Annotated in this window: 21 protein-coding genes, 1 tRNA gene and 1 riboswitch; of the genes, 9 read left to right on the top strand and 13 right to left on the bottom strand. The window is 74.7% G+C overall.

Features of this window, described 5'->3' with window-relative positions:
* The 5 genes from N866_RS07655 to N866_RS07635 all read right to left on the bottom strand — a co-directional run.
* Positions 1 to 266 (bottom strand): 2-oxoglutarate dehydrogenase E1 subunit family protein (locus N866_RS07655; RefSeq protein ID WP_155855252.1); only part of this gene is annotated, 266 nt, incomplete at its 3' end.
* 247 nt (positions 267 to 513) lie between these two features.
* Positions 514 to 1,335, bottom strand: coding sequence for an ABC transporter permease (locus tag N866_RS07650; RefSeq protein ID WP_034224923.1), 822 nt, complete (start codon positions 1,333 to 1,335; stop codon positions 514 to 516).
* On the bottom strand, positions 1,332 to 2,390 hold the full coding sequence (locus N866_RS07645; protein ID WP_081802436.1) for an ABC transporter ATP-binding protein: 1,059 nt from the start codon (positions 2,388 to 2,390) through the stop codon (positions 1,332 to 1,334). The genes N866_RS07650 and N866_RS07645 overlap by 4 nt, the downstream gene beginning before the upstream one ends.
* 75 nt (positions 2,391 to 2,465) lie before the next feature.
* The gene (locus N866_RS07640; protein ID WP_052022554.1) at positions 2,466 to 3,560 is read right to left on the bottom strand and encodes a HAMP domain-containing sensor histidine kinase; all 1,095 of its coding nucleotides are present in this window, start codon (positions 3,558 to 3,560) and stop codon (positions 2,466 to 2,468) included.
* Between the two features lie 3 nt (positions 3,561 to 3,563).
* Positions 3,564 to 4,301 (bottom strand): response regulator transcription factor, encoded by a 738-nt coding sequence (locus N866_RS07635; protein ID WP_034224921.1) that lies wholly within the window; start codon positions 4,299 to 4,301, stop codon positions 3,564 to 3,566.
* Positions 4,302 to 4,629: 328 nt separating this feature from the next.
* Here N866_RS07635 and N866_RS19820 point away from each other — a divergent pair, with 328 nt between their 5' ends.
* Complete coding sequence (locus N866_RS19820) at positions 4,630 to 5,490, top strand: M15 family metallopeptidase (protein WP_052022552.1); 861 nt, start codon at positions 4,630 to 4,632, stop codon at positions 5,488 to 5,490.
* 162 nt (positions 5,491 to 5,652) lie between these two features.
* Here the strand turns inward: N866_RS19820 and N866_RS07625 are convergent, their stop codons facing one another.
* The 3 genes from N866_RS07625 to adhE all read right to left on the bottom strand — a co-directional run bounded on the left by N866_RS07625 (position 5,653) and on the right by adhE (position 10,134).
* On the bottom strand, positions 5,653 to 6,624 hold the full coding sequence (locus tag N866_RS07625; RefSeq protein WP_081802435.1) for an aldose 1-epimerase family protein: 972 nt from the start codon (positions 6,622 to 6,624) through the stop codon (positions 5,653 to 5,655).
* A gap of 29 nt (positions 6,625 to 6,653) precedes the next feature.
* Positions 6,654 to 7,157: a DUF2524 family protein gene (locus N866_RS07620; protein WP_034224919.1), complete on the bottom strand. Its 504-nt coding sequence runs from the start codon at positions 7,155 to 7,157 to the stop codon at positions 6,654 to 6,656.
* A gap of 256 nt (positions 7,158 to 7,413) precedes the next feature.
* Positions 7,414 to 10,134, bottom strand: a complete 2,721-nt coding sequence (gene adhE, locus N866_RS07615) for a bifunctional acetaldehyde-CoA/alcohol dehydrogenase (protein ID WP_052022550.1) — start codon at positions 10,132 to 10,134, stop codon at positions 7,414 to 7,416.
* A gap of 304 nt (positions 10,135 to 10,438) precedes the next feature.
* On the opposite strand from adhE, the gene N866_RS07610 reads away from it, so the two are divergent.
* Positions 10,439 to 10,903 (top strand): Hsp20/alpha crystallin family protein, encoded by a 465-nt coding sequence (locus N866_RS07610; RefSeq protein WP_034224917.1) that lies wholly within the window; start codon positions 10,439 to 10,441, stop codon positions 10,901 to 10,903.
* Between the two features lie 147 nt (positions 10,904 to 11,050).
* Here the strand turns inward: N866_RS07610 and N866_RS07605 are convergent, their stop codons facing one another.
* Positions 11,051 to 12,334, bottom strand: coding sequence for a MalY/PatB family protein (locus tag N866_RS07605; RefSeq protein ID WP_245612425.1), 1,284 nt, complete (start codon positions 12,332 to 12,334; stop codon positions 11,051 to 11,053).
* Positions 12,335 to 12,463: 129 nt separating this feature from the next.
* Positions 12,464 to 12,919 (bottom strand): SRPBCC family protein, encoded by a 456-nt coding sequence (locus tag N866_RS07600; protein ID WP_034224913.1) that lies wholly within the window; start codon positions 12,917 to 12,919, stop codon positions 12,464 to 12,466.
* A 296-nt stretch (positions 12,920 to 13,215) separates the two neighbouring features.
* Positions 13,216 to 13,292, top strand: a riboswitch (cyclic di-GMP riboswitch).
* A gap of 19 nt (positions 13,293 to 13,311) precedes the next feature.
* On the opposite strand from N866_RS07600, the gene N866_RS07590 reads away from it, so the two are divergent.
* Positions 13,312 to 13,539: a BldC family transcriptional regulator gene (locus N866_RS07590; protein ID WP_052022555.1), complete on the top strand. Its 228-nt coding sequence runs from the start codon at positions 13,312 to 13,314 to the stop codon at positions 13,537 to 13,539.
* A 114-nt stretch (positions 13,540 to 13,653) separates the two neighbouring features.
* On the opposite strand, the gene N866_RS07585 is transcribed toward N866_RS07590, so the two are convergent.
* The 3 genes from N866_RS07585 to N866_RS07575 form a co-directional block, all read right to left on the bottom strand.
* Positions 13,654 to 14,799 (bottom strand): hypothetical protein, encoded by a 1,146-nt coding sequence (locus tag N866_RS07585; RefSeq protein WP_034224909.1) that lies wholly within the window; start codon positions 14,797 to 14,799, stop codon positions 13,654 to 13,656.
* 117 nt (positions 14,800 to 14,916) lie between these two features.
* Positions 14,917 to 14,989, bottom strand: a tRNA-Arg gene (locus tag N866_RS07580).
* Between the two features lie 74 nt (positions 14,990 to 15,063).
* Positions 15,064 to 15,726 (bottom strand): FadR/GntR family transcriptional regulator, encoded by a 663-nt coding sequence (locus N866_RS07575; RefSeq protein WP_034224907.1) that lies wholly within the window; start codon positions 15,724 to 15,726, stop codon positions 15,064 to 15,066.
* A gap of 159 nt (positions 15,727 to 15,885) precedes the next feature.
* Here N866_RS07575 and argS point away from each other — a divergent pair, with 159 nt between their 5' ends.
* From argS to N866_RS20865, 6 genes are all read left to right on the top strand, one after another.
* Positions 15,886 to 17,565, top strand: a complete 1,680-nt coding sequence (argS, locus tag N866_RS07570; RefSeq protein WP_034224905.1) for an arginine--tRNA ligase — start codon at positions 15,886 to 15,888, stop codon at positions 17,563 to 17,565.
* A complete protein-coding gene (gene lysA, locus N866_RS07565; RefSeq protein WP_034224903.1) occupies positions 17,562 to 18,983 on the top strand; it encodes a diaminopimelate decarboxylase in 1,422 nt (473 codons plus the stop codon). Before argS ends, lysA begins: the two co-directional genes overlap by 4 nt.
* Positions 18,984 to 19,036: 53 nt before the next feature.
* Positions 19,037 to 20,383, top strand: coding sequence for a homoserine dehydrogenase (locus N866_RS07560; protein ID WP_081802434.1), 1,347 nt, complete (start codon positions 19,037 to 19,039; stop codon positions 20,381 to 20,383).
* A gap of 1 nt (position 20,384) precedes the next feature.
* Complete coding sequence (gene thrC, locus N866_RS07555) at positions 20,385 to 21,455, top strand: threonine synthase (RefSeq protein WP_034224899.1); 1,071 nt, start codon at positions 20,385 to 20,387, stop codon at positions 21,453 to 21,455.
* A 7-nt stretch (positions 21,456 to 21,462) separates the two neighbouring features.
* Positions 21,463 to 22,407, top strand: coding sequence for a homoserine kinase (gene thrB / locus N866_RS07550; protein WP_034224897.1), 945 nt, complete (start codon positions 21,463 to 21,465; stop codon positions 22,405 to 22,407).
* Positions 22,408 to 22,740: 333 nt separating this feature from the next.
* A partial coding sequence (locus tag N866_RS20865; RefSeq protein WP_034224895.1) for a Rho termination factor N-terminal domain-containing protein occupies positions 22,741 to 23,079 on the top strand: 339 nt, incomplete at its 3' end.

Raw genomic sequence — 23,079 nt, 5'->3', positions numbered from 1 at the left:
TCCGCGGCCGCTCGGGGCGCGGGAGGCGCTGCGGGCGCCGGGGAGGGTGCCGGCCTGGCCTCGGGGGCGACGGGGGCCGGGCGGCGCTCCGCCCGACCGTCACCCGGTCCGTTGGGCTCCGCGCCGGGGCGGTAGTCCTCGAAGAACTCCCACCACGCGGGGTCGACGGCGTCCCGGTCCTTCAGGAACTGCTCGTACATCTCGTCGACAAGCCACTGGTTCGCTCCGAACTGCGACGTTGCATCCGGGTGCGCCTTCTGGGACACGCGAGGATCGCCCTCTTCCACTGCGGGACCTAGGACCGTTGTGACGGCCCTCTCTCGGACCACCACCCTAGGCCACGTCGGCGGGTGCCACGCGTTCCCGGGAGCCCGCGGCGCGCGTCCCGCCGCCAGTGTGGTGGCGACCGGAAAGCGCGGGCAATGACCGGGTCGTGGGCCGGTCTACGGCGTCCGTTGCGGGCACCATGACCCGGCGAGGTCCGCGCGGCGGCCGTGCGTGCGGGCGCCGTCGTCAGGTCACGTCCCGCCGGAAGGTGGTCAGCCGGCCGACGGCGGCGAGGGCCACGCCGTACCCGACGAGGACGAGGAGGCCCTGCTCCCAGGGGAGGAGCTCGGCCAGGCCGGCCGTGCTGTAGAAGCTGGAGCCGGCGATGGCCTCGCCCGCCGCACCCGGCAGCCACCGCGCGACGCCGGCACCCCACTCCACCGCCCCGAGGAAGATCCGCAGGGTCGGCTCGACGAACTGGGTGAAGGCGAGCAGGACGACGATGGCGGCGACCTGGTTGGTCAGGGCGCTGCCGAAGCCCACGCCGACGACGGTCCAGACCGTGAGCGCCAGGACCGAGCGCCCGACGGCGGCCAGCACGTCCGGGTCGGTCAGCAGGGGGTCGTGGCCGGAGGCGGCGAGCGCGGCGGCGCCGGCACCGGTGGCGGCGAGGGTCCCGACGAGGCCGAACACGAGGCCGACGGGGATGCTCGCGAGCAGCTTCGCCCCGAGGACGACCGAGCGACGCGGCTCGGCGAGCAGCGTGGGGGTGATCGTCATGTGCCGGAACTCGCCCGTGACCGACAACGCCCCGACGACGACCGGGAACACGTAGCCCAGCGCGGGCGCCAGTGTGTAGACCGAGAGGGCGACCGCGAGGTCGTCCAGCGGTGGCGGCGGGGGGCCGTCGCCGGTCGGCAGCCCCGTCATCGGTCCGTCCCCCAGCACCAGGGCGAGGGCGAGGACCCCGCCCAGGAAGGCCATGTAGAGCCCGGTCACGGCCAGGAGCACCCACCACAGACGCGTCGAGACCAGCTTGCGGTACTCGGTGCGCAGGGCGGCGCTCACGCCGCCACCTCCCCGTCGGGGCCGGTGCGCCCGACGGCGGACGCGCCGCCGGCACTCGTCCCCGCCGGGCCCACCGGCGGCTCACCGGTGAGGCGGAGGAAGACGTCCTCGAGCCCGACGGAGGTCTCTGTGAGGCCGTGCAGCTCCAGACCCGCGAGGAAGGCCGCGTGCCCCACGCCCGGCGCGTCGACGTCGTCGATCGTGAGGGTGCCCGGGCGCTCCGGGACGTCCCTCCACCGGCCGGCCCACCGCTGCTCGGCCAGCCGCCGCAGGCCCTCGGCGTCCGGGGAGGTCACCCGGACGCCCGTCCGCGTCAGCGCGGCGAGGCCGGCGAGCGAGGAGGCGTGGACGAGGCGGCCACGGGCGATGATGACGACGTCGTCGACGGTCTGCTGCACCTCCGGCAGCACGTGGCTGGACACCAGCACCGTCCGGCCCTCCCGGGCGAGGTGGCGCAGCACGTCCCGCAGCCAGCGGATGCCCTCCGGGTCCAGGCCGTTCGCCGGCTCGTCGAGGACGAGCACCCGGGGGTCGCCCAGCAGGGTCGTCGCGAGTCCCAGGCGCTGGCGCATGCCGAGGGAGAAGCCCCCGACCCGCCGGTGCGCGACCTCCGTCAGGCCCACGAGGGCCAGGACCTCGTCGCAGCGGGCATCGGGGACGCCGACCTGCGGGGCGTAGACCCGCAGGTGGTCCCGCGCGGTGCGGCCGGGGTGGAAGCTCGCCGCCTCGAGGGCCGCGCCGACCACGCGCTGGGGGCGCTGCAGTGCGGCGTAGGGGAGGCCACCGATCGTCGCGGTGCCGGCCGTGGGCCGGACGAGGCCGAGGAGCATGCGCAGCGTCGTCGTCTTCCCCGCCCCGTTGGGCCCGAGGAACCCGGTGACCCGCCCGGGCAGCACGCGGAACGAGAGGTCGTCGACGGCCCGCACCGTGCCGAACGTCTTGGTGAGCCCCCGGACCTCGACGACGCCCGCCGCGTCGTGGGGGTCACCGTGCGGCGACACCTCCGGTTGGCCCGTCCGGTGCCCGTCGTGCCGGGTTGTGTCGTCCTGCGTCATCCCCGCTCCTCCCGCGCGTGCTGACCGCCCGCGCCCGATCATGCCGTGCGTCGCCGTCGGCGGGCGGCGGTTCCGTCACGTCGTCGAGGGCTGCTCCGGCGCCGTCGTCCGGCCGGCCCGTCGCCCGTGCGGCCCTGCGGGCATCCGGACCCGCATGACGCACCCGGCGGGGGAGTCGGCGACCTCGACCGTGCCGCCGTGCAGGCTCACGGCCCACCGCACGATGGCGAGCCCCAGACCCGTGCCGCCGGTGCTCTGGGCGCCCGGCTGGGTCGGGGCGTTCCCGCGCTGGAACCGCTCGAACACCCGGTCGCGGTCGGCGGGCGGGATCCCCGGTCCCTCGTCGACCACGTCGATGTGGATCTCCCGACCGTGCCGCCGCGCGGCGACGCGCACCTCGCGGCTCTCGGGGGAGTGGCGGACGGCGTTCTGCACGAGGTTGGTGACCACCTGGTGCAGCCGCTCGGCGTCGGCCGGGACCGACAGGCCCGCCGGCTCGACGTCCACGACGACCTCGACGTCCTTGACCGCCGCGATGGGCCGGACGCCGGTGGCGGCCTCCTCGAGGAACTCCCGCAGCGGGACGTCCCGGACGTCGAGCGCGACGGCGCCCGCCTCGACGCGGGACAGGTCCAGCAGGTAGGTGACGAGCCGTCCGAGGCGCTCGACCTGCGCGAGGGCCTGCTCCAGGGCCCGCGGGTCCGGCTCCGTGACGCCGTCGACCATGTTCTCCAGCTGCGCCCGCAGCGCCGCGACCGGCGTGCGCAGCTCGTGCGACACGTTCGCGACCATCTCCCGCCGGAGGGTGTCCGCGTGCTCGAGGTCCTCGGCCATGCGGTTGAACGCGTCGGCGAGCTGGCCGACCTCGTCCCCGCTGGTGGCGCGCACGCGCTGGGAGTAGTCGCCGGCCGCCATGTTGCGCGCGGCGGCGGTCATCTCCCGCAGGGGCGCGGTCATGCCGTGCGCGAGGATCTGCACCGCGAGCACGGAGAACACGATCGCCAGCGGCAGGGTCCGGCTCGGCCCGAGGGCGTTGTAGAGGCCCGCCCAGGTCACGAACGCCGCGAGGGTCACCGTGGCGGTGACCAGGACGCCCAGCTTGATCTTGATCGAGGAGAAGCGGTCGAGCGGGCGCACGTCCGGCAGCCGTCCGGCGTGGCGGGGCGGCACGGGTCAGGACCCTGCCGGCTCGAACGCGTAGCCGACTCCGTGGACCGTGCGGATGAGGTCCGCCCCGAGCTTGCGTCGCAGGGCCTTGACGTGGGAGTCGACGGTGCGCGTGCCGCTCGCGTCCACCCAGTCCCAGACCTCGGCGAGGAGGCGCTCGCGGGTGAGCACCGTGCGCGGGTTGACCGCGAGCGTCACGAGGAGGTCGAACTCCGTCGGCGTCAGGTGCACCGGCTCGCCCGCCCGCGAGACCCGGCGCTGGGCGCGGTCGACGACGACGTCGCCCGCCGTGATCGGGGCCTCGGGCGCCGTCGAGCCCGCGAGCTGCGCGGAGCGCTCGACGCGGCGGAGCAGGGCCCGGGTGCGCGCGACGAGCTCCCGCATGGAGAAGGGCTTGGTCATGTAGTCGTCGGCCCCGACGCCGAGGCCCACGAGCATGTCCGTCTCGTCGTCCCGCGCGGTGAGCATGATGACGGGGACCGGCCGTTCCGCCTGGATCCGGCGGCACACCTCGAGACCGTCGAAGCCCGGCAGCATGACGTCCAGGACGACGACGTCCGGCGTGAGGCGTGCGGCCGCCGCGACGCCGGACGGGCCGTCGGAGGCGACCTCGACGCGCCAGCCCTCGGCAGCCATCCGGTGCGCGATCGCCGTGGCGATGGCGGGCTCGTCCTCCACGACGAGCACGACGACGGAGGCGGGGTCGCCACCGGTGCGGGTGTCCGTCGGGCGCGGGGCGTTCATGGTGCCAGCCTGGCACAGGTCGCCCCGCCGGCTCCGGACCGGCACCCTTCGGGGCCGGTGCGTCAAGGGACCCCGGAGGTGACGACGCTCACCGGATCGGGGGACCGAGGGGGCTTGGAACCCGGGTGTGGCGTCCGTTACTGTTTCGTGACCGCGGTGGAGCGTGGCCCCCCAGGGTGCGTGCACGAGCTCGATCCCGCGCCTGCTCCGCTCCGCTACGGTCAACCCCGGCCCCCAGGGGTCGTCGGCCGCCCGCACGCCCTGTGCGGGTCGGTCCGTGTGACGAGCGTGTCCGTGCCGGCAGTGCCCCTGATCCATCGGAGGTGTCGTGGAGCCCGAGCAGGTCCCGTCGGCCCCCGCGCCGGCGACCTCCCGGCGGGAGCTGCGCGCCGCCGCCGACCGCTCGGGGAACCGGGCCTCGCGCCGGGCCGCCCGGACGTCACGGGCCCGCTCGACCCTGACCCCCTGGGCCCTGCGCTGGGGCCCGCGGACCGCCGTCCTGAGCACCCTCGCCGCCGCCACCATCGCCTTCCCCGTGGTCGACGCGACGACGGGCACCGACGTCGAGCTCGGCCCCGGGACCGTCTCCGCCTCCGCGGCGGCGGCCGGCCTGCCCACGGCGTACGAGGTCCTCTCGTCCACCCTGCCGCAGGCGACGCCGACCACGCTCCTGGCCGCGGGGAGCGGCCCCCGTGCGGCGGCCGAGCCGGTGAGCCGCTCCCTGGAGCGGGAGCCGCTGCCGGGCTGCGACGGCGACATCCGGACCACGGCCCCCAACGGGCAGATCCCGCAGTCGGACCTGTGCTCGCTGTGGGACCCCGACCACGCCCTGCGGGGTGACGCCGCCGTCGCGCTGAGCGAGCTCAACCTCAACTTCCGCGCCGCGTTCGACCGCGACCTGTGCCTGACGGACTCCTACCGGCCGCTGAGCGTCCAGCGCCGCCTGGCCGTGACCAAGCCGGGTCTCGCCGCCACGCCGGGGCTGAGCAACCACGGCTGGGGCCTCGCGATCGACCTGTGCAGCTCGGAGACCGCGAGCGCCGACGCGATGGCGTGGCTGCGTACCAACGGCCCGGTCTTCGGTTGGGAGAACCCGGCGTGGGCCCGGCGCGGCGGGTCCGGACCGTACGAGCCGTGGCACTGGGAGTACGTCCCCGGCACCGAGGCGATGGGGACGAACTGGTCCTGACGCCCTGCATGGGCGCCACCTGCTGACGCCCTGCGTCGGCGCCACCCGCTGACGCTGTGCGCCGGCGGCACCCGGGCGGACCCGGCACCTCGCTGCCCGGCTCCCGGGGACACCGCTCGAGCGGCAGCGTCCCCGGGCCCGCCGCACGGCGGGGTCCTCACCTCACAGCAGCGTGATGCCCCAGGTGACCTCGTGCGTCGCGCCGGGCTCGAGGCGGACCAGGCGGTCTCCCGTGCGGAACGCGTCGGCGATGCAGCTCATCGGCTCCGCCGCGAGCCCGGTCCGCCGCCACTCGACCACCCCCAGGTGGTCGCCCGTGCACGCCTGCCAGGTGTCCATCGACTCGTCCATCCACACCGCCGCGGTGCGCCCGTCCGCCCCCGTGAGCCGGATCCACGACAGCCCGTCCTCGTCGCGCAGGACGTCCACGAACGCGTCGTCGACGTCGACCTCGCTCGCCGGGCGGGGCTCGCGCAGGTCGAACTGCCCGCTGACCGGCTCGGTGCCCGTCGGCAGGAGCCGGTCGTCGACCGTGACGCGGGTCGCCGCGTCGATCTGGATCGTGCACTCGTCGAGGCTGCCCTCGCCCGGCGACAGCCAGGGATGGAACCCGATGCCGTACGGGGCGGCACGCGACCCGAGGTTGGTGGCGGCCGCCTGCACGTGCAGGCCGGTGGCGGTGAGCCGGTAGGTGACCCGTAGCAGCAGGTCGAACGGGTAGCCGCCCCCGGGGGCGAGGCGGAGCTCGAGGGTCGTCGCGGCTCCCTCCCGGTGCGCCGCGTCGTCGACGGCGACGGGCTGCCACCGCTGGAACATGACGAGGCCGTGCAGCGCGGTGCCCCGGTCGGGCTCGCTCAGCGGGACCTGGTACTCCTCGCCGTCCCAGGTGTACCGGCCGTCACGCAGTCGGTTGGGCCACGGCGCCAGGACCGCGCCGTGGCCGGCGGGCGCCGTGACGTCCTCGTCGAAGGGGACGACGACGTCACGGCCGCCGACGGCGTACCGGCGCAGCTTGGCGCCCACGTCGGTGACGGTCGCCTCCTGGTCGCCCAGGGCCAGGTGGATCTGGTGGCCGGACAGCGGGGCCGGGGTGGTCGGGGTGAAGGCGGCCGCGCCGCTCGAGCCTGTGGTCACGTCCCCCGACGCTAGCGGTCCGGCAGGCGTCAGGGCGACGCCTCGCCGATCCGGTCCAGCAGGCCGTCGATCTCGCCCGAGAGCCTCTCGAGCCCCTCCCGCACGGCACCCTCCGTGTCCTGGGTGACCGACTCGAGGTTCTCGCGCGCGTCGGTGAGGGCGCGCTCGGCGTCCGCCAGGTCCTCCGCGGCCGGGGACGCACCCCGCTGGAGCTCCTCGAGCCGCGTGCGGGCCTCCTCGACCGCCTGCTCGGCCTCGGTCACGGCGCCCTCGGTGCGCTCCCGCACGGCGTCGTCGACCTGGGCGCCGCTCAGGTCCTCACGGACGTCGTCCGCGGTCTGCCGGGCCTCGTCCGCGAGCTGCTCCACCTGGTCGGACAGGCCGCTCCAGTCGACGTCCACGTCCACGGGCCCCTCGCCCTCCGCGCAGCCCGTCAGGGCCGCGGCCAGCACCAGGGCCGCCGCCGGCCGGACCGCGCGCCGCGCCCAGCGGGCCGTCGTCCGTCGTGCCGTGCGGTCGTGCTGCGGGGTCATCCGGGGCCTCCAGGTCAGGTCGGGGGCGGCTCGACGAGCCGTGGCGACCGGCGGACTGGTGCCGGGCGCCTCGGCACCAGTGTGTCCCGCGGGACGGGCACGGGCGACCGCGCCGTGCGCCGAACGGACGTCGCGCCGTGCGCGGACCGGACGTCGCCACGGGTCCCCACCCCGAACGGCCGAGGCCCCCGACCCGTGTGGGGTCGGGGGCCGCGGTGGGGGGCCGTCCGCGCGACCGGACGGCCCGCCGAGCGGGTCAGGAGGCGGGCACCGTCTCCTGGGTGGACGGCTCCACCTCCTGCGCCGCCGTGCGCCGGGAGCGCACGTCCTGCAGCGACGTCCCGTAGTACGCCGCGGTCATGAGGTCCTTCATGTCGTCCAGCATCGGCATCCGGGGGTTCGCCGGCGCGCACTGGTCCTCGTAGGCGCGCATCGCCAGGTCGTCCAGCTTGCCGATGAAGTCGCGCTCGACGACGCCCTGCGCCTGGAACGACGCCGGGATCCCGACCCGGTCGCGCAGGTCCTCGACCGCGCGGGCGTAGGACTCCACGCCCTCCTCGGGGGTCGAGGCGGGCAGGCCGAGCATGGTGGCGATCTCCTGGAAGCGCTCCGGTGCCACGTAGTACTCGTACTTGGGCCAGCTCGTGAGCTTGGTCGGCACGCTGCCGTTGTAGCGGATCACGTGCGGCAGGAGCGTCGCGTTGGTGCGGCCGTGCACGAGGTGGAAGCTGGACCCGATGGTGTGGGCCATGGCGTGCACGATCCCGAGGAACGCGTTGCCGAACGCCATGCCCGCGATGGTGCCGGCGTTGTGCATCTTCTCCCGGGCCTGGACGGCCTCCTCGCCACCGGTGACCGACGCCTCGAGGTTCTGGAAGATGAGGCGGATGGCCTGCATGGCCATGCCGTCGGTGAAGTCGTTCGCGTAGACGGAGACGAACGCCTCGGTCGCGTGGGTGAGGGCGTCGAACCCGGAGTCCGCCGCGAGGGACGCGGGCATCTTGCCGGTCAGCGCCGGGTCGATGATCGCGACGGTCGGCGTGAGCGCGTAGTCCGCCAGCGGGTACTTGACGCCGGTCTCCTGGTCGGTGATGACGGCGAAGGGGGTGACCTCCGCGCCGGTGCCCGACGTCGTCGGGATGCAGACGAGCTTGGCCTTCTCACCCAGGGTCGGGAACTTGAACGCCCGCTTGCGGACGTCGAAGAACTTCTCCCGCATGTCGGCGAAGACGATCTCGGGGTGCTCGTACCGCAGCCACATGACCTTGGCGGCGTCCATCGGCGAGCCACCGCCCAGGGCGATGATCGTGTCCGGGTTGAACTCGCGCATGCGCTCGGCGCCGCGGTCGACGGTGCGGATGCTCGGCTCCGGCTCGATCTGGTCGAGGATCTGCAGCGCGACCTTCTCCGGCCGGCGGGCCAGCACGTCGAGGATCTTGTCCACGAAGCCGAGCTTCGTCATGGTCTCGTCGGTGACGATCGTGACCCGGCGGATGTCGGGCATGTCCTCGAGGTAGCGGATCGCGTTCGGCTCGAAGTAGGTCTTGGCCGGGACCTTGAACCACTGGAGGTTGTTGTTCCGCCGACCGATCCGCTTGATGTTCACCAGGTTGACCGCCGAGACGTTGTTGGACACGGAGTTGGCGCCGTAGGAGCCGCAGCCGAGCGTCAGCGACGGGGTGAAGGCGTTGTAGATGTCACCGATGCCACCCTGCGACGACGGCGAGTTCCAGATGACGCGGACGGCCTTGACGCGGCTGCCGTACTCCTCGACGAGGTCCTTGTCCTCGCAGTGGATGGCGGCCGAGTGGCCCAGGCCGTCGAACTCGACCATCCGCTCGGCGAGCTGCATGCCGTGCTCGGTCGACTCGGCCCGCAGGACGGCCAGGACGGGGCAGAGCTTCTCGCGGGTCAGGGGCTCTGCGGGGCCGACCTCGGAGACCTCGGCGAGGATGATCGAGGTGTCGGCGGGAACGGTGAAGCCCGCCTTCTCGGCGATCCACTGCGGGCTCTGGCCGACGACGGCGGGGTTGAGCTTCGCGCCCGCGCAGTTCGTGCCGTCGGCCCGGACGCCGAAGATCAGCTCCTCGAGCTTGCCCTTCTCCTCCGGGGTGCAGCGGTACGCGTGCAGGCGCGCGAACTCGCTCATCGCCTCGTCGTAGATCTCGGTGTCGAGGATGGCCGCCTGCTCGGAGGCGCAGACCATGCCGTTGTCGAAGCACTTCGACATGACGACGTCGTTGATCGCGCGCTTGAGCTTCGCCTGCTTGGTCACGTAGGCCGGCACGTTGCCGGCCCCGACGCCGAGGGCCGGCTTGCCGCACGAGTAGGCCGCGCGGACCATCGCGTTGCCGCCCGTGGCGAGGATGAGCGAGACGCCCGGGTGGTTCATGAGCTGGTTCGTCGCCTCGATCGAGGGCTGCTCGACCCACTGGATGCAGTGCTCGGGGGCGCCGGCCGCGACGGCGGCGTCGCGCACCACACGGGCCGCGGCGACGGACGACCGCTGCGCCGACGGGTGGAAGGCGAAGACGATCGGGTTCCGCGTCTTCAGCGCGATGAGGGACTTGAAGATCGCGGTGGAGGTCGGGTTCGTGACCGGCGTGATGCCGGCGACGACGCCGACCGGCTCGGCGATCTCGACGATCCCGTGCAGGTCGTCGCGGGCGACGATGCCGACGGTCTTGGTGCCGGCCATGCGGTGCGTCACGTGCTCGCACGCGAAGATGTTCTTGACGGCCTTGTCCTCGAAGACGCCGCGGCGCGTCTCCTCGACCGCCAGCTGGGCGAGGACGCCGTGCTGGTTGAGGGCGGCGACCGACGCCTTGCGGACGATCTGGTCGACGTCCTCCTGGGTGTAGGTCGCGTACTGTCCCAGCGCCTTCAGGGCACCGGCGACGAGGCCGTCGATGGCTTCGGCGGGGGCGACAGGGGTCGCGACGTCCGCGGTAGGGCTGGGTCGGGCTGATCGGCTCACGGGAAGCTCCCGGTCTTCTCGGTGACGGGGTGATGGATCGCCGTTGACCCGTCACCGACGCTAGGGCTGACCCCAGTCACAGCCCTGTGTCGAAGGTCCCGACGTCGTCCCAGGTCTGCTCGGGCGGGGCCCCGCTGACCCCCCGACGGGACCGAGGTCCCGGTCGCCGCGGACCCCTTGGCAGGCGGCGGGCGTGGTGCTACACCAGAGATGTAGCCGCCTGGGGCGGACACGGAGCGCCGCACCGGGACCTGCACCGTGCTCCGGACGGTCCGGAGCACCCTCGGAAGGAGGTGCTGCGATCATGGCTACGCGGTACGACCCCTTCACCGACACGGCTCGCTGGATGGACCAGCTGCTCGGCGCCACCCGCGCGGCGGAGGTGCCGGCGGTACCGGCGATGCCGCTGGACCTGTACCGGGCCGGTGACCATTACGTCCTGCACGTGGACCTGCCCGGGGCGGACCCCGGCAGCATCGACGTGAGCGTCGAGGACCGGACCCTCACCGTGCGGGCCGAGCGCTCGGGCCGCACGGAGCCCGACGTGCAGTGGCTCGCCCGCGAGCGGGCGACGGGCACGTTCGTCCGTCAGCTCACGGTGGGCCGAGGGCTCGCCCTCGACGCGATCGAGGCGAGCTACGCCGACGGCGTGCTGACGCTCACCATCCCGGTGGCCGAGGAGGCGAAGCCTCGTCGCGTCGAGATCCGCCACGGCACCTCGGCGCCGACGGCGATCGGCCACCGCACCCAGGAGAGCGCCCCGGCCTGACCGGCGCCCGACCGGCGCCCGAGCGGCACCGGACGGGCACCTGAACGGCACAGCGACATCGCGGCGGACCCGGCTCCCCGGGTCCGCCGTCCCGCGCGTGCCGTCTCAGGCGTGCCGACTCAGGCGCACCGTCTCAGCCGTGCCGACTCAGGCGGGCAGGCACGCGGCGATGCGTCGCCCGGCCTCGACGACGAGGGGCCGGGGCATGGCCAGGTTGAGGCGGACCGCGCCGCGGCCGGCCGCACCGCACAGCGCGCCGTCGACGACCGCGACACCCGTCCGGCCCAGGAGCCAGGCGCCCAGGTCCTCCGGCACGGGCGCGCCCGCCCGACGGAAGGCGGGTCGCAGGTCGAGCCACGCCAGGTACGTGCCCTCGGGGGCGCGGTAGGCGACACGTGACCCCGCGCCGGAGCGGGGGTCGGTGTCCACCGCCCCGCCCGCCTGCAGGCCCTCGGCCAGGGCATGGCGGTGCTCGCCGAGCGTCGGCAGGAGCGCGTCGAGCCACGGCCCGCCCGCGCGGTACGCCGCGACGTTCGCCACCGCGCCGAGGGTCGAGGCGCCGTGCGTGGCGAGGTGGTCGACGCGGCGCCAGGCCGACACGTCGTTGTCGGCCGTGAGCAGGACCTGGGCGCACTTCAGCCCGGGCACGTTCCAGGCCTTCGACGCCGACGTGGCGGTGACGGTGTGCGCCGCCGCCGTCGCGCTCGTCGAGGCGTACGGGACGTGCTCGTGACCCGCATGCACCAGGGGGGCGTGGATCTCGTCGGCGAAGACCCGGCCCCCGTTGCTGTCGACGACCGCCGTGAGCGCCGCGAGCTCGTCCCGCGTGTGGACCCGCCCCGTCGGGTTGTGGGGGTTCGTGAGGACGACGAGCTGCGCACCGGACCCGAGGGCCCTGGCGATCGCGTCCAGGTCCAGCACGGCACCGCGCTCGGTGTCGTGCGCCAGGGGGACCTCGAGCACCTCGCGCCCCCACTGCCGCAGCACCGTGAGGAACGGCATGTAGGCGGGCGTGGGCACCACGACGGGGGAGCCGGCGCGGGTCAGGTGCTCGACCGTCACCCGCAGGGCCTCCAGCACGTCGGCGACCGGGTGGACGCGCTCCGGGGCCGGCCTCCAGCCGTGGCGTCCGGCGTACCAGTCCGAGGTGGCGGCGGCCAGGTCCGCGCGCAGCCAGGGCGGGAGGTAGCCGGTCAGGCCGGCCGACACCGCCCCGAGGACGGCGTCGCTGACCTCGGGAGCGGTGCCCAGGTCCGACTCGGCGACCCACGCCGCGACGTCGGCGTCCACCCCGGTCCACTTGAGGCTGCGCGTGCCGCGCAACCGCTCTGCCAGCTCGGCCGGCACTGCCGGTGAGGTCGCCGGTGACAGGGCCGGTGACATGCCCGGTGACGGGGGTGTCCCGTCGGGGACGGCGTGGTCACGGCTCATCCCGGCACGGTAACGCCCGGACGGCTGCCCCTCGAGGGGGCACCCGTCCGGGCGTCGCCGCGTCCGCCGGCCGCCGACACGGCCGCGGCGGCTCCTGCTGCGCTCAGGCCCCGCGGGCGGGACCGGACCTCACGGGTGGTCGACGTCCCCGCGCCACCCGCCGGTCTCGACGCCACGGGCCTCGATGAACTCCTTGAAGCGCTCCAGGTCCTTCTTCACCTGACGGTCGTCGAAGCCCAGGGCCGCGCCCGCCTTCTCGGTGAGCGACTCGGTCTCCCAGTCGATCTGCACCATCACCCGGGTGCTGGTGTCGCTGAGCCGGTGGAAGGTCACGACGCCCGCGTGGGTCTTCCCGTCGATGCTCTTCCAGGCGACGCGCTCGTCGGGGTGCTGCTCGGTGATCTCGGCGTCGAACTCCCGCTCGACGCCGCCGATCGACGTCACCCAGTGGGTCAGGGTGTCGTCGACCTGGGTCACCCGCTCGACCCCGCCCATGAAGTGGGGGAAGTCCTCGAACTGCGTCCACTGGTTGTAGACGGTGGTCAGGGGAACGTCGACGTCGATGGACTTCTGGACGCTCGGCATGGCTACCTCCTGGTCTCGAGGATGGGTCCGCACGGCGCCTCCGCGATCCGCGGGGGCGGTGCTCGCGGTCCACGCTAGGTCGGGGGCGCAGGACGCGCGCGGGGAGCCGTGGCGCCCGCTGTCGTGGCTCTCAGGGAGGTGGTGCGGCGCCGGGCCGTCGGTGACGGTCGCTGTGACCGGCGGGTCAGCCGCGTCACCCCTTCGGGGCGTGGGCTGGACTGTTCGGGTGAAGTGGGATTTGACACGGCCTGTCGGGCATTGCGCCGATGTCCGGATTGTGTCAACGTGTCCCCTGTCAGCGACAAGGGCAAACCCACCGTGAGGTGGGGACGCAAAGCCAACGGGACCCCCAGGGTCGGCCGGGCTCACCGAACGACGAAAGGATGGGCGCCATGTCGCCTCAGACCTCGCACCAGGACCGCACCGAAGCTCCCGGCGCCCTGCTCACGCCGGCCGAGGTCGCGAGCATGTTCCGCGTCGACCCCAAGACCGTCACCCGGTGGGCCAAGGCCGGCAAGCTCTCGGCGATCCGCACCCTCGGCGGCCACCGTCGCTACAGCGAGGCCGAGGTGCGTGGCCTCCTGCACGGCGTCCCGCAGCCGCGCGCCGAGGAGAACTGACCCTCCGCGAGGGACGTCCTCGCACCCGCCGTACCCGATGCCCCCGTCCTGCGACGGGGGCATCGGCGTACCCGGGCGTCGTCCACGGCGTCGAGCGCGGGGCGACCCGCACGGTCAGCTCCCGGTGGCACGCCGGTAGGCCGCGCCGTCCTGGCCGCCGGTGCGGTGCCACCCCCCACTGACCTGCTGCGGGTTCCCCAGGTCGACGGTCGCCCGCCAGGCGTAGGTCGTGGGCCACCGGCGGAACACCGGTACGACTGCGGTGACGACCCGCATGAGCAGCGGGAGGCGCCCGGGCCGCCATCGCTCGTGGACGTCGAGCGCCACGTCGACGACGTCGTCGGCGCGCGCGGCGGACCAGGCGCCGCCGGTGAGGCGCGCGCCGTCCGCCTCCAGCCACCACCGGCCGGACGCGGGGTCCCCGGGAGCGAGGGCGCGCAGGTCGGGGAACGGTGGCTCGAACGTCACCGCCGCGGTGTGGGGGGCACGTGCGGCGGTGATCCGGCGGACGGCGGTCCCGTCCGCCGTCGCCTCGACGCGGCCTGTCGCGGCGCCTGCGTCCGCGCGGGCGTCGTCGCCGCCCGCGTCCTCGTGCGGCCCGCCCAACCCGGCGGGGCCGCCCGCGTCCCGGTTGAGCTCCACGGAGCACAGGGGAGCCGCGTACTTGATCAGGTGCCGGTGGTGCAGCCGGACGCCGGGAAGCCGCCCCGTGGAGGCGGTCCGGCCGTCGATGCGGATCACCGGCCGCCGGGCCGTGACGCGGACGAGGTCGAAGCCGCCGAGCCAGACGAGGAGCAGGGAGCACGGTCGGTCGATGCCGGCGCTGACCGGGGCGAGCAGCCGCGCCCGCCGGCGGGGGCGCCCGTCGCGGTCGTCGACGTCGACCTCCACGAGACGCCCGTCGACGTCGGTGAAGCGCACCGCCGCGACCACGCCGTCCTGGAGCACGTCCAGGCGGGCGGTACCGAGGTCGGTCTCGGTCCAGGACCGCGTGCCGGCACCGATCCGGTAGCCCGCGCGGTCCAGGCGCAGCCCCGGCTCGGCGTAGTAGTCGACGGTCCGGTCGTCCCGCCGCGACAGGAACACGAGCATCCCGGTCCCGTGGACGTCGTCGTCGAACCGCTGCAGCTCGATCCCGTCGTACACGGGGTCGTCCGCGAGCTCGGCGTTGAGCATGGCGGCGACGCCGTCGACGCGCAGGGCGTGCGGGTGCAGGGGGACGGGGACCGCCCTCGCGCGGCCCCGGTCCAGGGTGCTCACCGTCCCTGTATCCCGGATCCGGCTCGCCGCAGCCAGGGGGCGAAGGTCCCGGCCAGCCGCAGGAGACCGGGAACGACGAAGCCCCGGCCACCATCGGTGGACCGGGGCTCTCGTGGGTGCCCGCGGCAGGAATCGAACCTGCGGCCTTCTGCTCCGGAGGCAGACGCTCTATCCCCTGAGCTACGCGGGCGGGGCGCGCAGAACATTACCAGCCCGGCGGCCGGTCGCCGGACCAGCGGGTCCGGGCCGGGCGCCGCGGCCAGGTCAGCCGACCTGGATGTCGCCGATGAACTCGGACAGGTACTCGTCGACCTCGCGCATCGCACCCTCCGCGTCACCGGCGGCGATCGCCTCGACGAGGTCGTGGTGCGAGTCGTCGTCGTGCACCGGGTGCTCGAAGTTGAACCGGATGTTCTCGGTGATCGCGTCGAGGAGGTTCTCGTAGAGCGCGAGCAGGACGGGGTTGTCCGCGGCCCGCGCGATCGTCCGGTGCAGCAGCAGGTCCGTCTCGACCATGTCGTCGAGCGCACCGCTCGCGTAGGCCGCGGCCCGGCGGTCGCGGACTGCCCGCAGCTCCTGGACCTGCTCCGCGGTCGCCCGGACGGCGGCCAGCCGTGCCGCCTCGACCTCGAGGCTGCGGCGCACCTCGAGGACGTCACGCTGGTGCGCGCCGGCGATCTGGCGGCCCATGGCGGTGCCGAGCTCGGAGTTGGAGATGACGTAGGTCCCGGACCCCTGACGCCGCTCGAGCATGCCGGCGTGGACCAGGGACTGGACGGCCTCGCGGACCGTGTTGCGGCCCACGCCGATGAGCTCGGTGAGCTCCGGCTCGGCCGGGATGCGCGTGCCGACCGGCCACGCGCCGGAGGTGATCTGCTGACGGAGGCGGCCGACGGCCTGGTCGATGAGGTTCGTGCGGCGAGTCATCCGACCTCCCGTTCGATGTGGGGGGATTCAACACCGTCGCAGGCCCTCGGCGCATCTTCGCTGCCTGGTGGGGCGCCGGGACCGGGCCGGCGGCGGGCGCCCCGGGCGGCGCCGCGGACGTCGCGCCGAGGCCCGCACCGTGCTCGGTAGGCTGGCGCCGTGACCCCTGCCGAGCTGTCCGAGGCGCTGCACGCCGTCCTGACCGCCGCCGTCGCCGACGGTGCCGTGACCCTGAGCGCCGACGACGTCCCGTCGTCGGTCGCCGTCGAGCGACCCCGGCAGCGCGAGCACGGGGACTGGGCGACGAACGTGGCCCTCCAGCTGGCGAAGAAGGCCGGCGTCCCGCCGCGCGGCCTGGCGGACGTGCTCGCCGAGCGGCTCCGCTCGGTGCCCGGCGTCGCCGCCGTGGACGTGGCCGGACCCGGGTTCCTCAACATCTCCCTGGACACCGCCGCGGCCGGGGGGCTGGCGCGGACGGTCGTGGAGGCCGGTGCGGCCTACGGGACCACGACGGCGCTGGCCGGGGAGCGGGTGAACCTCGAGTTCGTCTCCGCGAACCCGACCGGTCCCATCCACATCGGCGGGGTGCGCTGGGCCGCCGTCGGCGACTCGCTCGCGCGGATCCTCCAGGCGGCGGGTGCCGACGTGACGCGGGAGTACTACTTCAACGACCACGGCGCGCAGATCGACCGGTTCGCGCGATCGCTCCTGGCCCGGGCCAAGGGCCAGGAGGCGCCGGAGGACGGCTACGGCGGTCAGTACATCGCCGACATCGCGGCCCAGGTGCTCGCCGACGCCGCCGCCGCGGGCGAGACCGACCCGCTCACGCTGCCGGACCCGGAGGCGCAGGAGGCGTTCCGGCGTCGTGGCGTGGAGCTGATGTTCGGGGAGATCCGGGCGAAGCTCCACGAGTTCCGGGTCGACTTCGACGTCTACTTCCACGAGGACTCCCTGCACGAGTCCGGTGCCGTCCAGAAGGCCGTCGCGCGGCTGCGCGAGCTCGGCCACATCTTCGAGGCCGACGGCGCGACCTGGCTGCGAACCACGGAGTTCGGGGACGACAAGGACCGCGTCATCATCAAGTCCGACGGGACCGCGGCGTACATCGCCGGGGACCTCGCCTACTACCTGGACAAGCGCGAGCGCGGCTTCGACCGGGCGATCATCATGCTCGGCGCGGACCACCACGGGTACGTCGGCCGGATGATGGCGATGTGCGCCGCGTTCGGCGACACCCCGTGGACCAACCTCGAGATCCTCATCGGCCAGATGGTGAACCTCGTCAAGGACGGCGAGCCGGTCCGGATGTCCAAGCGCGCCGGGACGATCCTGACCATCGACGACCTCGTGGACGCCGTCGGCGTCGATGCCGCGCGCTACGCCCTGGCGCGATCGTCCACGGACAGCATGATCGACCTGGACCTCGACCTGCTCGCCCGCGCGACCAACGAGAACCCGGTCTTCTACGTCCAGTACGCCCACGCCCGGACCGTGAACGTCGGCCGCAACGCCGCGGACCTCGGGGTCCGCCGGGAGGACGGCTTCGACCCGTCCCTGCTGGACCACGCCACGGAGAGCACCCTCCTCGCGCTCATCGGGGACTTCTCGCGGGTCGTCGCGCAGGCGGCGGAGCTGCGCGAGCCGCACCGCGTCGCCCGCTACCTCGAGGAGCTCGCCGGCGCGTACCACAAGTGGTACGACCAGCGCCGCGTCACGCCCTTCGGCGACGAGGAGGTCGGCGACGTCCACCGGACCCGCCTGTGGCTCAACGACGCGACCCGGCAGGTCCTGGCCAACGGCCTCGGCCTGCTCGGCGTCGGTGCGCCGGAGCGCATGTGACGAGCCCGACCCCCGGCCCGGTCGACCGCCCGCTCGACCCCGCCCTCTGGCCCACCTCGACCGCGGTCGGACCGGACGGGGCCGTGAGCCTGGGGGGCGTGGACCTGCGCGCGCTCGCCGCGGAGCACGGCACGCCGGCGTACGTCCTCGACGAGGTCGACTTCCGGCGCAGGGCGCGCGTCTTCCGCGAGGAGTTCGGCCGGGCCTTCGCGGCGATCGGGACCGAGGTCGACGTCTACTACGCCGGCAAGGCGTTCCTCAGCACCGCGGTCGCCCGGTGGGCGGCCGAGGAGGGCCTGCGGATCGACACGGCCACCGGCGGGGAGCTCGCCGTCGCGCTCCGGGCCGGCGTGCCGGGCGAGCACATCGGCCTGCACGGCAACAACAAGTCCGACGCGGAGATCCGGCGCGCGCTGGACGCGGGCGTCGGCCGGCTCGTCCTGGACTCGCTGCCCGAGGTGGACCGGGTGGCCGCCGCGGCTGCCGCGGCCGGCGTCCGGGCGCCGGTGATGGTCCGCGTCACGACCGGCGTGCACGCCGGCGGGCACGAGTACATCTCCACCGCGCACGAGGACCAGAAGTTCGGCCTGTCGGTCGCCGGCGGCCAGGCGCTCGAGGCGCTGGAGGCGGTCCTGGCCCGCCCGGAGCTGGACCTCGTGGGCATCCACTCCCACATCGGCAGCCAGATCCTCGACCCGTCCGGGTTCACCGTCGCCACGCGCCGGATCCTCGAGCTGCGGGCGCTGCTGGCCGAGCGCACGGGGCACCTCGTCCGCGAGGTCGACCTCGGCGGCGGGTACGGCATCGCGTACCTGCCGGGGGAGGTGCCCCTGGACCCCGCCGAGGTCGCCGACGGGATGGCTGCCGCGGTCGCCGCCGTCTGCGCGGAGCTCGGGACGCCCGTGCCCCGCGTCTCGATCGAGCCGGGCCGGGCGGTGGTCGGCCCCACGACCGTCACGCTCTACACGGTGGGCACCGTGAAGCCCGTCGTCGTCGACGGGGACGGGGACGGGGACCAGCAGGGTCCTGACGGCCCGGCCGAGGACGACCGGACGTTCACGCGGACCTACGTCTCGGTCGACGGCGGGATGAGCGACAACCTGCGCCCGGCGCTCTACGGCGCGCGGTACTCCGCCGCCCTGGTGAACCGCGCGGGTGGGGCGGACGCGGTGCGGGCGCGCGTGGTGGGCAAGCACTGCGAGAGCGGGGACGTCGTCGTCCACGACGTGCAGCTCCCGGCCGACGTCCGGGCCGGGGACCTCCTGGCCGTCCCCGCGACCGGCGCCTACGGACGTTCCATGGCCTCCAACTACAACCTCGTGCCGCGACCCCCCGTGCTGGCGGTCCGCGACGGCGAGGTCCGGGTGCTCGTGCGGCGCGAGACCGAGGACGACCTCCTCGCGCTCGACATGGGCTGACGGGTCCGTCCGGCGCGCCCACATCCTGGCCGGGGCGGCGTCGGCGCAGGGGGATGCGGCAGGGTGACGCTGCACGGCGGTCGTGCGGCAGACGCGAGAGGTGGCGAACGGTGACAGCCAGTGGACCGGTCCGGGTGGCCCTGCTGGGCTGCGGGGTCGTCGGCACCGAGGTGGCGCGGCTGCTCCTGACCGACGGCGCGGAGCTCGCCGCCCGGGTGGGCGCACCGCTGGAGCTCGTCGGCATCGCGGTGCGGGACGTCACGGCGCCCCGCGACCCGGTCGTGGACCGGGCGCTGCTCACCGACGACGCCTCCGCGCTGGTGCGCCGGGCCGACGTCGTCGTCGAGGTCATGGGCGGGATCGAGCCGACGCGCTCGCTGCTGCTCGAGGCGATCGCCTCGGGCGCGTCGGTGGTCACCGCGAACAAGGCGCTGCTCGGCCAGGACGGTCCCACCCTGTACGCCGCCGCCGACGAGGCCGGGGTGGACCTCTACCTCGAGGCGGCTGTCGCGGGTGCGATCCCCCTGGTCCGCCCGCTGCGGGAGTCCCTCGTGGGCGACCGCGTCACCCGCGTGCTGGGCATCGTCAACGGCACCACGAACTACGTGCTGGACCAGATGGCCACCCACGGGCTCGAGCTGCAGGACGCGCTCGCCCAGGCGCAGGAGCTCGGCTACGCGGAGGCGGACCCGACCGCCGACGTCGAGGGCCACGACGCCGCCGCCAAGGCGGCGATCGTCGCCTCGCTGGCCTTCCACACCCGGGTCAGCGTCGACGACGTCCACTGCGTCGGGATCATGGGCGTGACCGCCGACGACGTCGCGCTCGCGGCCGAGACCGGGCACGTCGTCAAGCTGCTCGCGATCGCCGAGCGGGCCGGTGCCGACGGCGTCGTCGTCCGGGTCCATCCGGCGCTCGTGTCGCTGGGCCACCCGCTGGCGAGCGTGCGCGGGGCCTACAACGCCGTCTTCGTCGAGGCCGAGGCCGCGGGCGAGCTGATGTTCTACGGCCGCGGCGCGGGCGGTGCGCCCACGGCGAGCGCGGTGCTGGGCGACCTCGTCACGGTGGCACGTCACCGGGTCCTCGGGGGCAAGGGCCCCGTCGAGTCGCGGCACGCGGACCTGCGTCCGCGGCCCGTGGGCGAGGCCGTGACGCGCTACCAGGTGCAGGTGCGGGTGGACGACCGTCCCGGCGTGCTGGCCCAGGCGGCGCGCGTCTTCGCCGACCACGACGTCTCGATCGAGACGGTGCGCCAGGCCCGGGCCGACGGCGAGCAGGCCGACCTGCTGGTCGTCACGCACGCGGCCCCCGATGCCGCGCTGGCGTCGACGGTGGCCGCGCTGGCCGACCTGCCTGTGGTGCGTGCCGTGGTCTCGGTGCTGCGAGTCGAAGGAGCCTGACATGGCACACCAGTGGCGCGGGGTCATCGCCGAGTACGCGGACCGCCTCCCGGCCCACCTCCAGCGCACCGTCGTCACCCTGGGGGAGGGCGGCACCCCGCTCGTGCCCGCCCGCGCCCTGTCCGAGGCGGTCGGCGCCGAGGTCAGCCTCAAGGTCGAGGGCATGAACCCCACGGGGTCCTTCAAGGACCGCGGCATGACGACCGCCATCTCCGCCGCGGCCGGACGCGGGGCCAAGGCCGTCGTCTGCGCGTCCACGGGCAACACCTCCGCCTCGGCCGCCGCCTACGCGGCGGCGGCGGGCATGACCTGCGCGGTCCTGGTGCCGGACGGCAAGATCGCGATGGGCAAGCTGAGCCAGGCGATCGCGCACGGCGCCCGGCTGCTCCAGGTGGACGGCAACTTCGACGACTGCCTCGTGGCGGCCCGCAAGCTCGCCGAGGTCTACCCGGTCGAGCTCGTCAACTCCGTCAACCCGGACCGGATCGAGGGTCAGAAGACCGGGGCGTTCGAGATCGTGGACGCCCTCGGCGACGCGCCGGACATCCACGTCCTGCCGGTGGGCAACGCGGGGAACATCACCGCGTACTGGAAGGGCTTCGTCGAGTACGCCCAGGACGGCCCGGCCAGCCGCACGCCCGCGATGTGGGGGTTCCAGGCCGCCGGCGCGGCGCCGATCGTCGCGGGCCACCCGGTCACCCACCCGGAGACCCTTGCCACGGCGATCCGCATCGGCAACCCCGCGTCGTGGCAGCAGGCGATCGACGCCCGCGACGGGTCCGGCGGTCTCATCGAGGCGGTCACCGACGACGAGATCCTCGCCGCGCACCGCTTCCTCTCCGCGCAGGTCGGCGTCTTCGTCGAGCCGGCGTCGGCGGCGGGGGTCGCCGGCCTGCTGCGTCTCGCCGAGGCCGGTCGCGTCCCGCCCGGCGCCCGGATCACCGTGACCGTGACCGGCCACGGCCTCAAGGACCCGCAGTGGGCGCTGCGCACCGCCGACGGCGACGAGGTCGTCCCGGTGCGCGTCCAGGCGGACGTGGTCTCGATCGCGCACGCGCTCGAGCTCGACTGAGCACGCCATGCGTCTCGGTCACGACCACGTGCGGGTGCGCGTCCCCGCGACGTCCGCGAACCTCGGCCCCGGCTTCGACAGCCTGGGTCTCGCGCTGGCCCACCACGACGTCGTCGAGGTGCGGGCGCTGGGCAGCACCGACGTCACCGTCGAGGTGTCCGGGGAGGGGGCGGGCGAGGTCGCCGCGGACGAGCGCCACCTCGTGGTCCGCGCCCTGCGCGTCGGCCTCGAGCACGTCGGTGCGCCGCTGACCGGTCTGCACCTGACCTGCACGAACGGCATCCCGCACGGCCGGGGCATGGGCTCGTCCGCCGCGGCGGTCGTCGCGGGCCTGCTCGCGGCGCGGATGCTCATCGCCGACCCGGCGGCCCTCGACGACGCGACGGTCCTGGACCTGGCGACCCGTCTGGAGGGCCACCCGGACAACGCCGCGCCCGCGCTGCTCGGCGGCGTGACCGTCGCGTGGACCGAGGGCGCCGTGCCCCGCGCGTCCGTCCTGCCCGTCCACGACGACGTCGTGCCCGTGGTGCTGGTCCCCGTCGAGCGGTGCGCCACCAGGACCGCCCGGGGGGTGCTGCCGGCGACGGTCCCGCACGAGGACGCCGCCTACACCGCCGGCCGCGCGGCGCTGCTCGTGCACGCGCTGTGCCACCGCCCCGAGCTGCTGCCCGAGGCGACGTCGGAGCGCCTGCACCAGCGCTACCGCGCCCCCGTGATGGCGGCGACCTGGGAGGTCGTCGAGCGGCTGCGGGCGGACGGCGCCGCCGCGGTGGTCTCCGGCGCCGGGCCGTCCGTCCTGGTCCTGGAGCGCGCCTCCGACGGCGACGCGGGGTGGCGTCGGCTGGACGCCGTCCTCGGGCCGCGGGACGCCGAGGGTCGCACCGCGCAGGGATGGCGCGTCCTGCGCCCGGGCCTGGACCACCAGGGCGCCGTCGCGAGTCGCGTCTCCTGAGGACGGGCTGCGGCGGGCGTGAGGCCGTCCGGGTGATCCGCGAGCCGCGGTCGGGTCGCCCGACCCAACGGTGGTAGCGTGAGGCCATCCCCCGGCGAACGCAGTCGGTGCTGTCGGACCTCCGACCGGACCGTCGATGCAGACCGCGTCGACGTGCGGTCCTCGGTCAGTCACCAGCACCGCACGCCGCGGGGGACAACCGCCACCGTCGCGCCCTCGCCGGCGCGCGACCGCCGTGGCTCACCACAGCGCCCGCCATGGGCGTGACACCCACGCGGACCCCCGCCTCCCTCCCGAGGACCCGGGCCGCCGGACGAGGGGGAAGGATCCTTCGTGACAGAGACCATCGAGGCCGCTGAGCTGCGCCCGGACGCGGCCTCCGCGCCCGGGACGCGCTCGGGCGCCCTGTCCACCCTGCGGCTGCCCGAGCTCCAGGCCCTCGCCGCGGAGCTCGGTGTCCCTGGGACGACGGGCATGCGCAAGAGCGACCTCCTCAGCGCCATCCGCGAGCGGCGGGAGAGCGGCAAGGGCGCCGCGACCCGTGGCTCGCGTGGTGCGCGGAGCGCCGCGTCGACGACCGACGCGCCGCAGAGCGACGCGCCGGCGACGGACGCGCCGCAGACCCCGCCGACCGAGGCTCCGCCCTCGCCGACACGTGCCGCCGACGACGCG

The sequence above is a fragment of the Actinotalea ferrariae CF5-4 genome (assembly GCF_000603945.1).
GTDB lineage: Bacteria > Actinomycetota > Actinomycetes > Actinomycetales > Cellulomonadaceae > Actinotalea > Actinotalea ferrariae.
This window is presented reverse-complemented; position numbering and strand designations above follow the sequence as displayed.